A 14,016-nucleotide genomic window follows, 5' to 3' on the forward strand; every position below is an offset into this window, starting at 1 on the left:
CCGCTCCCTCCCGTGGCCCCATCTTAAGAGATGGGAGGGGGCGGACACCTCAATTAATTCAGGAACCAGTCACAGGCGCTGGCTCAAAGAAGAAATGGTCGTATTAGATAAACTATTCTGCTTTCACATAGTATTGGCAGCGATCTCAATTAAAACCTTGCGTCGCACTATCGGAGCTAGGTGGGTTATCCGGCATTTCTTCTAGTTCACCCGGCACAGGGCGTTTCCTTGCATTTAGGCCGAAGAAAGCATCAGTGATTTCCTTGATTTTCCCGGCATCCTGCATGTCTCGCAAAACGCGCATTACGCTTGGTACCAAATGGCCGTTTTTTGAATGCAGGTAATGGAAAAAATCGACCTGCCCCAAGGAGCCGCCGACGGCTTCGATGCATCCGCGATCCTCGCGTTTGGAATAGATGTCCAAGGCAATCTGAGGACCGATCACGGCGTCCAGTCGATCCAATTTGAGCATTCCGAAAAGCTCATGAAAGGTGTCTCCCAACCACACATCGTCATACCCCTCAGTGTATTTCGATAGTAGCCGCGCGCCGTTTATCCGGCCCCAACGTTTTTGCTGGACGGAATTGCCATCTAACAAGTCGGGATTGCAGGAAAATATCCTGATGTCGATCTGCAAGATCGGCACGTCGATCCGCGTCAGAAACGGAAACTCCTGATCAAACAGTTTTGGCCCGGCGATGATGCCATCTACCTCATTGGAAGATGCGGTAAGGATATTTCGGGACCGAGCCATGGGCAGTTTGGTTATTGAAATGCCCAACTGATCATATGCGCTTTCAACGATGCGAACGGCCAGTGCAACCGGTGCAGCGTTCTGGGCCATAGAGAACGTCAATGTGTCCTGCGCTTGCGATGACGGTACATGCCAGTGCGATAGCCCCAGAACAAAGACCAACGTTTTTAGCCCTGCCCGCATCCGCCTCTCCAAGTAACGCAGTATCCTAAACAGCAAAAAACATCATTCCAGTTACGTCTTTCGCCTCCCGATCCGGGCCGCAATGAAACCGATGATCCGATCCGCAAACGTCAGCACAACGAAGACAGCTAGAAGCCCTACGAAGAACCGCATGTCGGTGAGAAGGGTTCCCCTGGCATAGGTGCGCGCGCCGATATTGGCATAGATCCAGGCGTAATAGGCGGCAGCTGTCACAGCGCCGGTCAGAACCAGAGCAATCGCGATCGTTTGCACCGAAGGGCGTTTGGGATTGTCGCTCATTTCAGGATCCTCGCCGTTGATAGATCAGCTTTGAACACCAGAAGATCGTCCAGGCGCTCCACCTCGCCCTCCACTTCGATGAAAAGCGCAAGCAGATCCCGGATCTCGTCCCCCAAGAGATTGCCATCCTTGTCCGCCATCAGGAAAAAATTGCGACCCTCAACGGGACCAGAGGAGATAAAAACCGGCGGGATGCCTCCGGTGATGCAGAGATCGGCACAGGCCTTGTGGGCAAGCCCCTGCCCCGGCCGCATGGCACCGGCATAGCATTTGCCGTCGCAGATCTCTCCAGCGAGTTTCCAGCGCCCAAGCGGCACACCGTCGCTTGGCGTAAAGTTGCCCGCGCCGCCCTCCGTTGCCTCGACCTTGCCAACCTGGATCATGGTGAGATCGCCTCGATTGACAGGAACGCCGCGCAAGGTGACCGGTGTCCCTGCATTCGCCTCTGCCGGACCGAAGACGCCGCGTTTTCCCTGACCGGACAGCATATAGGTCCGCGGCCCGCTCTCCTCGTCGCCGGGCACCCGGAACACCGGATACGGCCTCATTTCAAGCAATCCGGCCTGTTCAAAGCGGTTCCCCCATTGAAATCCGCCATTGCCCGGATCGTTCTGGGTTGAGGACAACGCCAGGGCGGCCAGCGCCATGCCACCCGCAAAACATAGTGAAAAGACCAGAGCGAACACGGCGAGCGGTTTTGGAACCGCGTTCAGATAGCCAACGAAAAACGGCGCGTCCTTGGTTTGTTTCCAGCTCATGCGCCCTCTCCCAGTTTGACCGGTTCAACATGCGTTCCGGGCGGCAAGGCTTTCGGATCCAGGAGCACCGTCGATCCAATCAATTTTAGCCGGTAGGTCGAGATCTTCTCGGTAAACGGTTCCGGAGCCCGCCCGTCGGCGAGGTTGTACTGATATCCATGCCACGGGCAGGTAATGCAGCCCCACAGGACCTTTCCCTCCCCGAGTGGCCCGTTCTGGTGGGCGCAGGCATTTGTGATCGCAGACAGCTTGCCGTCATACTTGAAGATCGCGACACGCTCGCCGCCGTCCAGCGTCACCACCTTGGCGCAATCCTCATCGATCTCGTCTACCTCGCCGGCAATGACCCAGCCCGCCTGCTCAAGCGAAGCCTTTGCCGTGGCTTCGCCGCGCTCGCGCGCTGCTTCCATCCGCCCGGTCGCAAAGTGGAGGCCGCAAACCATCACAACACTCGCCGTGACCAGACTTGTCAGTATCGGATCCCCGGGGCCTTGAAGCGCGCCCAGCGCCACATGCAGCACGACAAAGGCGTATGCGATGTAAATCGACATGTGCAGTGCTTTCCAGAGGGGGGCTCCGAGAAAACTCAGCCAGAAATCATGGCTGGTGGCGGCCAGCACGAACAAGATCAGCAGCGCCCCAATGCCCAGCGCCTCGAAGGGAAAGCCAAGGATCTGACCGTAACTGGTGTTGGACGACAGCAACGCGACGTATTTGTCCGTCGGCGAGAAATTGAAATACCAACCGAGCACATAATTGGCATGGACAGCGGCAATCCCGGCCGTCATGACCCCGAAGTGCCGCCGATTGTATAAAAGCGGCAGGAAGCGCCGGTCGAGCCGGGCGAGCGGTCCGATGCACAGGATAACGGTAAGCATCAAGAACGCGCAGCTGCCGAAGGCGCGCATGCGCAACGTTGCCCCGTCAATCGGTTTGGTCACATCCTCAAAGGCCGGGGCATAGCGGATAAAGACATAGAGATAGAGCGCGACCGCGATCAGCAGCACGCCGTCATAGACCAGCTTGTTCCTGTTCCAAAGAACCGGAGTGTACTGAACACTCATTGGTTCCCCTCCCCGGTTGCTGCCTGATTTACAGGCGCTTCAATCAGGATTGCCGGCCGGTCCGCGGGCGGGGTTTGCCGCAAGGCAAGGATGGTGAAGAAAGCCAGAGGCAGTGCGATCCCAAGCAACGTCCAAATCCGGGCGTGCGCGGTCCGGTGGGCCCGTTTCATGGTTTGTCCCCCTTTGTCCTTTCCAGAACAGCCCACCGATAGAGAACCAACGGCCAGATGAGACAAATGCCGGGGATTAAAAGCGGACGAAATGCATAAGAGCCGTTGGCCGACGGCTCTATCCGGTCAATGCCAATCACCAGGAACAAAGCCGCAACAATCCCACCCGCATAAAGGTAGTAACGGCCCAGTTCGATCAGAAATGAAGCTGTCTCCAATGTTCTCCCCCTACACAAGTATCTAACGCTTCTTGGCGCCAGCTAATCAGCGCTTTCCCGGCCTTGAGCCGGGACCCCAAGCCGCCCCAGGCACTGAACCCGAGACCCCGGATCTAGTCCGGGGCGGCACAGCATGTGCCGGCAAGTCCATTACCATTAAGCATTCTATCCTTCCCAAGAACGCCGTACCTAATTCATCTCGCCTTACACAAGATCGGCGTCGGTCACGATTTCAACCAAAGACGGCCCGTCATGAGCGATCGCCTCGGCGATAGCGGCATGGAGCTCTGCGGCTTCCGTGACCCGATTCCCATGTCCGCCGCAAAGCCTTGCGAAGGCCGCAAAAGACGGGTTGGTGAGGCTCGTCTCCCAGACCGGCCACTCGCCCGACCGCTGTTCCTTGGAGATCTTACCGAGTTCAGAGTTGTTGAGAAGGATGTGCGTGATGTTCATGCCGTATTTCACGGCCGTGGTGAACTCCATCGCATACTGGCCGAACCCGCCGTCGCCAGAGATCGAGATGACCTTGCGGCCCCTGTATTCCTCAAAGTCCTGTGTAGCACACCAGGCGCCCAGCGCTGCCGGCAGACTGAAACCTATCGAACCTAGATATCCTGACATCAGGATGCGTTGGCCACGTGGCTCAAAATACCGGCCGAAGGAATAGGTGTTGTTGCCCACATCCACCGGAATGATCGCATCTTCCGGGCACAACTCCGTCAGCGCCTTGAAGACGGCGGCCGAGTGGATCCCCCCTGTCCGCTCTTCCGAAAGGCGTCTTTCCTTTTCTTCGCGCCAAATAGCCCAGCGTTCCGCAACTTCCGCTTTTTGATCCGGTGCATCCGCGGGCCGTTGAACCTGTCCCAGCACAGCGTCGCAGAAGGTTCCAATCTCTCCCCAGACGGGCAACGTGACGGGATGGAACTTGCCGAGCTGCATCCGCTCGAAGTCCACCTGGATGATCGGCTTGTAGGGTGCGATTCCTGTGTGATTTGAAAACGAGGACCCAAGAGAGACAATCAGATCCGCTTCGTTCATGAACCAGCTGGCAATAGGTGTGCCTGATCGGCCAAGGACACCGGCGGACAAGGGATTGGTATCCGGAATGAGGCCTTTACCCTTGAATGTTGTCAGCACCGGCGCATCCATCTTTTCGGCAAGCGCAATGACCTTGTCCCGTACATCCTTCGCCCCGTAACCAAGCACGATGGCCGGACGCTTGGCGCCATTGATCAGTTTGAGAGCTTCCTCTAGGTCTTCGGACGACGGCGTGACTTCAATCCGGCTCAACCGGCCTTGCGGATGTCCGGCCTCCTTGGCGCTGGGCAGGGTCTGCACATCATCCGGGAAAATCAGGTTGGCAACATCGCGCTCAACCAGTGCCGTTTTCAGCGCCAGGGACATCAGCTCGGCATGCTTGGAGGTGCTAAGAACCGGTTGCGAAAATCTTGATACGGACTCAAATGCGGACTTCAGATCAATATCCTGAAAGGCACCCGGTCCGAAAACCTGCGTTTGCACCTGTCCTGTCAAAGCGAGCACAGGCGCCCGGTCCACCTTGGCGTCCCACAAACCGGTCAGAAGATTGGTGGCTCCGGGTCCCGCAATCGTCAGACAGGCGGCGGGTTTGCCCGTCAACTTGCCATAGGCGGAGGCGGCAAAGGCGGCAGCGCCTTCGTGCCGGATCCCGACATAGCCGAGCTTGCCCTTGTTGACCTGACGCCGGATGGCATCGGCAAGCCCAAGGTTCGAGTGACCGACCATCCCGAAGATACGTTTCACACCCCAATTGACCATGGTCTCTGCCATGACATCGGTCACGGTGCGTTCATGCTCCGGCTCTGGTTCCAGCCCAACGAAAATCTCCCCGTTTTCGACCCTGAGGGGATAAAGCTCCTGTCCGCTGTCTTCGTGGCCTCCGGGCGGTTTTCCGGTCAGCGGGTCGAAGTCCCATCCGTGCCAGGGACATCGGATCCAGCACTTGCCATCCACTCCCTTCTCTATTGAGCCTTCTCCGAGGGGCCCACGCTGATGCGGACAGTGATTGTCCATCGCGGCCCACTGACCATCGAAGTGCGACAGGCAAATGGATGTGGTGCGCGCCGTAACCGTCTTGACGCGCCCCTCCGGCAAATCATTCACATGGCCGACCTTGATCCAGTCGAGATTTTGAGCGTCCATGAATTCCTCCCTCAAAACTGATCGGCCCGGATCAGGCCACACCACCATAGGCAACACCGGACAGGTCCGCCATTTCCCGCTTCCACGTTGTGAGATCGTGCTGGTTGAACTGGTTCAAATGCGAATAGCCACAAGCGCGCGCCATCACCTGCATCAGCTCAACCGACGCTTCGAAGAAGTTGGCGAGCTGGCGGGCGGATTTCTCGATCACCAGACGATTCACGAGATGCGGTTTCTGGGTCGCGATCCCGACGGGGCAATTGTTGGTGTGGCAAGCGCGCATGGCGATGCAGCCGATCGCCTGCATAGCGGCGTTGGATACGGCAATCGCATCGGCGCCCAGGGCCATCGCCTTAACGAAGTCAGCAGGCTTACGGAGGCCTCCGGTGATCACCAGCGAAACGTCGCTCCGCCCAGACGTGTCCAGATGCCGGCAGGCCCGGGCGAGCGCGGGGATTGTCGGTACGGAGATATTGTCCCGGAAAATGATCGGCGCAGCTCCAGTGCCCCCGCCGCGGCCATCCAGGATGATGTAATCAACCCCAATCTCCAAGGCCGCATCGATGTCTTTTTCGATGTGCTGAGCAGAGAGCTTGTAGCCAATCGGAATGCCACCTGTGCGGCTACGCACCTCATCGGCGAAATCCCGGACTTGTTCGCAAACGGTCCAGTCGGGGAAGCGCGGCGGGGAAATCGCCGACTCGCCTTCGTTCAGGCCTCGCACTTCGGCAATCTTGCCTTGCACTTTGGATCCCGGCAAATGGCCGCCAGTTCCGGTCTTGGCACCCTGACCACCCTTGAAATGAAACGCCTGAACCTTGTTCAGCTTCTCCCAGTCGAACCCGAAGCGTCCTGAGGCCAGCTCATAGAAATAACGTGAGCAAGCTTCCTGCTCTTCCGGCAACATCCCGCCTTCTCCGGAACAGATACCGGTTCCAGCAAGCTCCGCCCCCCGCGCAAGCGCAACCTTCGCCGGTTCGGACAAGGCGCCGAAACTCATGTCTGAGACAAACAGCGGGATCTTCAGGTGAAGCGGCTTTTGCGCATTCGGCCCGATGACAACGTCGGTCCCCACCGGATCATCATCAAGCAACGGAAAACGCTGGAGCTGCGCAGTCAGGATCTGGATGTCGTCCCAATCTGGCAAGTCAACACGCGGCACCCCCATGGCATCCACCACGCCATGGTGACCGGTCTTGGAAAGACCGTGTTTGGCATACCCCTGAATAAGTTTGGTATAAGGCTCTTCCTCAGTGCCGTGGGACGTGTCTGCATATAGACCGAGATAGCCATCGCGCTGGAACGGTTGCGGGTTGTCTTTGGCCCAGGCCGCGATCTCCTCCGCATCCACCCGCACTTCGTCGTCTTCGACCCAGCTGCTGAATTTCTTCAGGACTTCCGAGTTGTTGTACTCAGAAACGCCTGTATCAATGCGGTAGTCCCAGTAGTGAACGCCGCAAATAAGGTTATCTCCATCCACATAGCCGTCGGACATCAGCGCCCCGCGGTGAAGACATCGCCCGTACATCACCGACACCGTTTCATCAAAGCGAACAACCACCAGATCGACATCTTCCACGAGAGCATATTGCGGATCCCGATCTGGCAACTCGCTCCACTTGGCGACGGCGTGTGCTTTCATTTTGTCTTCCCCAGCTAGTGGCACAGCGTTTGTTCTACTGGGCCTTGGCATTTTCTGATTGCTCCAAAACAGTCGGCAATTGATTGCGGACTGTCGTTCTTAAATCTCCTGTCTCCATGATCAGCATGTGCTGAAGGCGCGCCTTGAAAAATGGGCGTGCAATAGATGGTTTGCTTGCAGGATTAGGTCTGGAAAGCCCTGCAGTCTCAAATCATAAGCAGATGACAGTGCTGTGTGGCAATCGTGAAATACCGCAAGGGAAGATAATTGAGCTGCAAACGACACCGCCGCTCAACCTGCCAAAAATACGCAATTCGCCCGATTGATCTGCGTCATTTTTCTGAGACGATGCATGTGTCAACTTTAATTGACACATATGAGAGGTGATCCCATGCGCATCCTGTTCGTTCATCCAAACTACCACTCTGGTGGCGCGGAAATCGCCGGGAGCTGGCCTCCGGCCTGGGTCGCCTACCTCTCGGGAAGCCTCAAGAAGGCGGGCTTTGACGACATCCATTTCGTCGATGCCATGACCAATGACCTATCTGACGCGGAAATTGCTTCAGAAATCCGCCGGATCTCACCGGATGTCATTGGCGTTACTTCCATCACACCGTCGATTTACGCAGCCGAGCGCATTCTTGAGATAGCAAGAGACGAACATCCGCATGCGGTTCGGGTTCTCGGCGGCGTCCACGCCACCTTCATGTACAAGCAGGTCTTGAGCGAGGCGCCCTGGGTGGACGTCATTGTGCGCGGCGAAGGCGAAGAAATCGTCATTGAGCTGATGCGGGCAATCGACGAGGAACGGTGGCCGGAAGGCCGCAGAACGATCAAGGGCATAGCTTTCAAGGAAGACAACCAGATCGTTGCGACCCATGCGGCTGCGACCGTGAAGGATCTCGACGCGATCGAGCCGGACTGGAACATTCTGGAATGGAACAAATACACCTATGTTCCTCTCGGTACCCGCGTCGCCATCCCGAACTTTGCCCGGGGATGTCCGTTCACTTGCTCCTTTTGTTCGCAGTGGAAATTCTGGCGCGATTACCGGGTGCGCGATCCCAAGAAGGTTGTCGATGAAATCGAAAAGCTGGTCACCGAGCACAACGTCGGCTTTTTCATTCTTGCCGATGAAGAGCCCACCATCAACCGCAAGAAGTTCGTTGAATTCTGCAACGAGCTGATCGCACGCGGGCTACCCGACAAAATCAAGTGGGGCATCAACACCCGTGTGACCGACATCATGCGCGACAAGGACCTCTTGCCGCTCTACCGCGAGGCCGGTCTGGTCCACGTGAGCCTTGGAACGGAAGCGGCGGCGCAGCTCAAACTCGACCAGTTCAACAAGGAAACCAAGGTCAACGATAACAAGGAAGCCATCCGGCTTCTTCGGGAGGCCGATATCTTCGTGGAAGCCCAGTTCATCGTCGGGCTCGACAATGAAACCGAGGAAACCCTGGAAGAAACCTACAAGATGGCGTGGGACTGGCAGCCCGACCTTGCCAACTGGGCCATGTATACGCCCTGGCCGTTCACACCGCTCTTCCAGGAAATCCGCGATCAGGTCGAGGTGTTCGATTTTTCAAAATACAACTTCGTCACACCGATCATGAAGCCCGAGGCGATGACACGCGGCGAACTTTTGAACGGCGTCATGAAGAACTACCGGCGCTTCTACATGCAAAAGGCTTTGTTCCATTACCCGTGGCGCGGTACAGGCTTTCGTCGGCGCTATCTGCTGGGCTGCCTGAAAGCCTTCTTGAAGGCCGGCTTTGCGCGCACGTTCTACGATCTTGGCAAGGCCGGCTACTGGGGCCCGCAGTCCAAGGACAAGGTGCATTTCGACTTCGATGAGAACCGCACCTTGGCAGAAGCCCAAGTGGCGGACTGGGAATCGGCGGCCGATCGTGCCGCGCGGGCAGCCGAGCGCCGCGAAGCCCTGCGGCTACAAGGCAAGGAGCGGGCGGCAGACCGCAAAAAAGCTTCAGCCGCGGCAGCGCTTGCCTGCGGCGGCAGCACGGAACAATTGGCGGAGAACGCCTGACATGGACCGGCAGAGCCTTCAGGCCGATGGCATGATCGGCCCGAATGCCTTGACCCAATTCCGCTCCCCCTTGGAAGAACAGGGCGGTCAGGACCTTTTCGAAACGCTCTTGCAGGACGCCCGCATTGCGAGCCTTCCAGATATGAGCGGCCTGATCCCGGAAGGCCCCGTTGCACGGTTTCACAAGACCGTGCGGGCCACCCTGCCCGATCTTTCAGCGCAGATATCCAGGGCCGCCGGTGTTGGCACGGCCGACTATGTCTTGAAACACCGGATACCAAGTCTGGCGCAAACGCTTTTGAAAGTGCTTCCCGCACGCGTCTCTAAACATCTCTTGGCGAACGCCATTTCAAAAAACGCCTGGACCTTTGCAGGATCCGGACAGTTCGAAATCGCGGGACGCACCCCCCTCGTCTTTATCCTGAAGGACAATCCGTTAATCGCAGGAGAACACGCCGATCACCCGATTTGCCATTGGCATGTGGCTGTTTTCGAGCGGTTGTTCCAGGAGCTGATAGGCCCGCAAGTCCGTGTCACCGAGACAGAATGCGGGGCCTGCGGGGCGGATGCCTGCCGGTTTGAGTTCAATATCTAAGGATTGGTACTCCCGGACGGGATCTGCCCTGATCAGTTCGCCGCCCCGTTGCCTTCAATCGCTGCAAACCTCACACGGGCATCCGGCGCAGACCGCTTGTCCGCGATTTCCAGAATAAGTTTCTTGCGAACGGCCGCCGCAAAGGTATCCGCGCTGTCGGCTGTCACAACAAAGGATCCCGGACCACCTATGATCTCGGAAAAAAACCGGTCCTCCAGATTGTAAGACACGGGACGGCCCGAACAGTGTCGGCACAAGACCGCGAGGCCGTTAATGACGATGCCGGAATTCACAACAGCGTCTCTTGCCTCGGTGATGCTTGGCCCATTCCAATTGTTGGCGCTGTCCGCCGACAAATCAATCACCCGCCGCAGCCCCTTGTATTCGTTGGTGTCGATCAGCTCTTTGCCCTTTAGAAGAGCTGCGCCAATCGCGTTGCGGCCATAGGCCTGACGGGGCGGTGCCATCAAACGCTCTGCAAAGAGCTGCGCCGACTGCGGTCCGTCGATCACCATCCAGTCAACCACGACGTCCTGGGAAAACATGTCCGCCCATTCGACATAGGTCACGGCGATCTTGCCATAAGCGTTGTCCGCGATGGCGTTCAGGACCTGCGGATCGGTGATCGCTTCAGCATAACCCTGGCGCTGGAACCTGATTTCCGCGTCATCAATGGACCCGGTAGCATCTGCCAAAAGCACAAGTTCCAGATCAAGTTCCTCTGATGATGCCGCAGAAACAAGCAAGCTCTGCAACAAAACAGCAACGATCACAATCATTCGCATGGTCTGCTTCCTCCGCAACAACTCAGAAGATAGCTAGAGCCTGTTAGCGGATCAGAAAGCCCGGCTCACAACATTCGCGCAGGTCCCGGTCTTGTTCCCTTCGGCAAATATCGGTTGTTCAACCGCACTACGAATAAAACAAGCTTTTTCTCAGCGCCTTAAAGCATCTGCGGGTTTCAAACTCAGAACTGTACTTGTCAGAATTAATTGGCACTGGCCGTAATAAATCGGCACCAGAAAGTCTTAGCCGGGAAAATGCGGGATTTCGCGGTTTAGAGTTTTCAAGAGCAGCGGAACCAAACTCCGCGTATAGGTGATGCCAGACTCTCTCCCGCTTCCAAAACTCCTGAAACATCAGGTTTTGCGCATCTAAGGTTCTGGCTTCATAAAACTGCTTGAAAGCAATTAATGGTGCTTCGAAATGATCTCTTCCTAAAAACCACGGCCCTACTGGTCCAGAAATGTAGCGACGACTACCTGCCGTCTTTCATGCGCCTCGAAACCGAGCTTGCACAGCTCGAGGCCGAAGAAGCCGCCCGCACGCGGGTGCAAAAAATGCTGGAAGACGGGTATCCCGGCTGGGCTTGAAACGCGGACGCGGCTCATAAACGCACCCGCTTAGAGCGTTGATGCGTGGCAGAGCAACAGGCGGAATGGGCGGAAAGCAGACTTTTGTTACGGAGGGAACGAATGGCTGCTGTGTCACTAGGTACAGCAACAGCGCCTCGATCAGCAGGGCAACCAGGGTTCCAAGCCGACCGATTATGATCCGCGGGGACAATTGAATCGTGTGCCCCATGCGGATGACAATCCCGTCGCCGCACGTTGCCATATGCCTTGCCCGACGGCCACGTCCCCAGTGTCCGGTTTGCGCAACATCATTGGCTGAGAGGTCAAATCGGTATTTAGTAGTGAGATGCAAGGGAGCGACGACACTTGATAACGCCACTTTACCTCAGCCGCGCCGGACATGTCGGCCAGCCACTTGGGAAGTCTTCATGAACCCCACTGCCATACTGGTGACCGCGCTTGTCGTGCTCTTTTGGACATTTCAGTCTGTGGCAGCGCAAACGAACGCACATCCGGATTATGTCGGCAGCAAAACCTGCACCACCTGCCATGAAGCAGAGGCTGAATCCTGGGCAACGTCTCATCATGCAAAAGCATGGATGGAGCCTTCTGAAACAACCGTCGACGGCGATTTTGAAGACGCTGAGTTCACGCACCGGGGCAGAACCACCCGGTTCTTCCAAAAGGACGGGGACTATTTCATCGAAACAACCGACATTCGCGGCGGACCAAAGGTTCTGAAAGTTGTCGGTGTGGGGGGCGTTTATCCACTTCAACAATACCTGATCGAAACCGAACCTGGACGCCTGCAATCGCTTGATGTCGCCTGGGATCAGGACCTGAAGACCTGGTACCACATTTACGAGGATCAGGAGCTGAAACCGGACGACGGCTTTCACTGGAGCGGACCTTACAAGAACTGGAACGCCCGCTGCGCTGAATGCCATGCAACGGGCTTTCAAAAAAACTACAGTGCCCGGGACCGCACCTATGCAAGCACACAGGCAGAAGTCGGCGTTGGCTGTGAGGCCTGCCATGGCCCCGGCGCGGCCCACGTTGCCTGGGCGGAACACCAGGATGGCGCGGTCAAGAGCCTCTTTCCCAGCCTTGGGCCGACCGGCTTGCTGGTGACGTATGGCGAAGACAATGCAGAAACGGAAATCCAGCAATGTGCCGGATGCCATGCACGCCGGGAAGCCTTTGAAGACGGCAATCCACTCCCCGGAACACCTTTCCACGATGCCTATCGGCTCGCGCTTTTGAGGGACGGCCTGTATCACGCTGACGGGCAAATCCTGGATGAGGTCTATGTTTATGGCTCGTTTCTCCAGTCAAAAATGTATGACAAGGGTGTGCGCTGCTCCGACTGCCACGAGCCGCACAGCGGAGCACTGCGCGCGCAAGGCAATGCCATTTGTACCCAATGTCATTCAGAGGCTGGCAACGCACGCTTTCCGAGTTTGAGGCTCAAGGATTACGATAATCCCTCTCATCACTTCCATGAAACAGACACCGCGGGCGCACAATGTGTGTCCTGCCACATGATCGAGCGCACCTACATGGGCATCGATGAACGCCGGGATCATTCCTACCGGGTCCCCCGCCCGGATCTCTCCGTCACGATCGGCACGCCCAACGCCTGCACCGATTGCCATACCGACAAGACACCGCAATGGGCAGCAGCAGAGCTCCAAACGCGCTTTCCGGACAGCCCGCACCGCGGCCCTCATTTTGGGGAGACCTTCCACGCCGCCAGAACAGGCGCCTCCGGGGTTGAGCCCGATCTTCTCCAGATTGCCCAACATGCCGCTTTTCCAGCAATCGTGCGGGCATCGGCGCTTGACTTGCTGAGTACCAGTCCTGGCTCGGATCTGACCGGCAAAACGGATACGCTTCTTGAAGATGACAGTCCGATCGTTCGGGCCGCTGCGCTGAAACTGCTTCAGAGGTTGCCACCTCAAGCCCGATTGGATCCGGTGCTGAAGGCCTTGGACGATCCATCAAAGGCCGTTCGGATCGAGGCGGCACGCCAACTGCTTGGTCTGCAAACCGCCCGTCTGCCTGAAACAGCAATTGCAAGCGCCCGTTCTGCGTCCAGGGAATGGCAAGCATCGCTCGCAAACAAGACAGATTTCCCGGAAACGCATATGGTCATCGGAGGGACCAGCCTCGCGATGCGCAACTGGCCGGCAGCGATTGCCGCCTTTACAGAGGTCACGCGCCTGGATCCGCAATTGGTCCAAGCCTGGGTGTTTCTTGTCCGCCTCAATCTCGCGCTTCAAAACCCAGCCGCGGCCCAGCTTGCACTTCAAAAAGCGCTCCTGAACAATCCTGACTCTCAGGAGCTTCAAGAGCTGCGTGTTTCTGCTTTTCGCAATTAGAGCATAGGATCTGTTGTCAGTGCACTCAGAATGTCACGGTTCAATGCCCGACTGTATTTTGGTTTCTCTTAGGCAATCCTACGTAGCCCTACGGGACGCCTTGTCAGCAAATAAAAATTCAGCGCGAATATCGGTATGGAAATGACAGAACGCCGTGAACAATCAAATGATGCTTGCGGTGTTCAAGCCCAGCAAGTTTTCTGAGTTGCACTGGAAACGGGAGATTTTCCTTACCGGCACGCATAAGTACCAAGATCTGGCATCCGGTCTTCTCTTTATCTAGCAAACGATTGAATACGTTACAGCTTCTCCATGCCGACGCTTGACTGCTGCTGAAAATCGAGAAATCTGGAAATGTAAAATGATGG

The 14,016-nt window shown here is 56.8% G+C and carries 12 protein-coding genes; 4 read left to right on the plus strand and 8 right to left on the minus strand.

Annotated features, from left to right (window positions below; translation table 11 throughout):
- Positions 1-145: 145 nt before the first annotated feature.
- The 7 genes from AC0J4F_RS18215 to AC0J4F_RS18245 form a co-directional block, all read right to left on the minus strand.
- Complete coding sequence (locus tag AC0J4F_RS18215; protein WP_473024260.1) at positions 146-937, minus strand: hypothetical protein; 792 nt, start codon at positions 935-937, stop codon at positions 146-148.
- 51 nt (positions 938-988) lie between these two features.
- A complete protein-coding gene (locus AC0J4F_RS18220) occupies positions 989-1,237 on the minus strand; it encodes a hypothetical protein (protein ID WP_473024261.1) in 249 nt (82 codons plus the stop codon).
- On the minus strand, positions 1,234-1,995 hold the full coding sequence (locus AC0J4F_RS18225) for a hypothetical protein (RefSeq protein ID WP_473024262.1): 762 nt from the start codon (positions 1,993-1,995) through the stop codon (positions 1,234-1,236). The genes AC0J4F_RS18220 and AC0J4F_RS18225 overlap by 4 nt, the downstream gene beginning before the upstream one ends.
- Positions 1,992-3,059, minus strand: a complete 1,068-nt coding sequence (locus tag AC0J4F_RS18230; protein ID WP_473024263.1) for a Rieske 2Fe-2S domain-containing protein — start codon at positions 3,057-3,059, stop codon at positions 1,992-1,994. Before AC0J4F_RS18230 ends, AC0J4F_RS18225 begins: the two co-directional genes overlap by 4 nt.
- A complete protein-coding gene (locus tag AC0J4F_RS18235; protein WP_473024264.1) occupies positions 3,056-3,229 on the minus strand; it encodes a hypothetical protein in 174 nt (57 codons plus the stop codon). Before AC0J4F_RS18235 ends, AC0J4F_RS18230 begins: the two co-directional genes overlap by 4 nt.
- Before the next feature lie 422 nt (positions 3,230-3,651).
- Positions 3,652-5,628 carry a thiamine pyrophosphate-dependent enzyme gene (locus AC0J4F_RS18240; RefSeq protein ID WP_473024265.1) on the minus strand — a complete coding sequence of 659 codons (1,977 nt, stop codon included), beginning with the start codon at positions 5,626-5,628 and terminating at the stop codon, positions 3,652-3,654.
- A gap of 31 nt (positions 5,629-5,659) precedes the next feature.
- Positions 5,660-7,270 carry a glutamate synthase-related protein gene (locus AC0J4F_RS18245; protein WP_473024266.1) on the minus strand — a complete coding sequence of 537 codons (1,611 nt, stop codon included), beginning with the start codon at positions 7,268-7,270 and terminating at the stop codon, positions 5,660-5,662.
- A gap of 391 nt (positions 7,271-7,661) precedes the next feature.
- Between AC0J4F_RS18245 and bchE the strand changes: the two genes are divergently transcribed.
- Both bchE and bchJ read left to right on the plus strand, forming a co-directional pair.
- Entirely contained in the window at positions 7,662-9,317 is a 1,656-nt protein-coding gene (gene bchE / locus AC0J4F_RS18250; protein ID WP_473024267.1) for a magnesium-protoporphyrin IX monomethyl ester anaerobic oxidative cyclase, read from the plus strand.
- A gap of 1 nt (position 9,318) precedes the next feature.
- The gene (bchJ, locus tag AC0J4F_RS18255) at positions 9,319-9,912 is read left to right on the plus strand and encodes a bacteriochlorophyll 4-vinyl reductase (protein WP_473024268.1); all 594 of its coding nucleotides are present in this window, start codon (positions 9,319-9,321) and stop codon (positions 9,910-9,912) included.
- Positions 9,913-9,944: 32 nt separating this feature from the next.
- On the opposite strand, the gene AC0J4F_RS18260 is transcribed toward bchJ, so the two are convergent.
- A complete protein-coding gene (locus AC0J4F_RS18260) occupies positions 9,945-10,697 on the minus strand; it encodes a DUF1194 domain-containing protein (protein WP_473024269.1) in 753 nt (250 codons plus the stop codon).
- Between the two features lie 408 nt (positions 10,698-11,105).
- On the opposite strand from AC0J4F_RS18260, the gene AC0J4F_RS18265 reads away from it, so the two are divergent.
- Both AC0J4F_RS18265 and AC0J4F_RS18270 read left to right on the plus strand, forming a co-directional pair.
- The gene (locus tag AC0J4F_RS18265; protein WP_133949958.1) at positions 11,106-11,285 is read left to right on the plus strand and encodes a hypothetical protein; all 180 of its coding nucleotides are present in this window, start codon (positions 11,106-11,108) and stop codon (positions 11,283-11,285) included.
- A 410-nt stretch (positions 11,286-11,695) separates the two neighbouring features.
- Positions 11,696-13,648, plus strand: a complete 1,953-nt coding sequence (locus AC0J4F_RS18270; RefSeq protein ID WP_473024270.1) for a multiheme c-type cytochrome — start codon at positions 11,696-11,698, stop codon at positions 13,646-13,648.
- Positions 13,649-14,016: the final 368 nt, after the last annotated feature.

It is taken from the genome of Roseibium sp. R5, assembly GCF_055755305.1.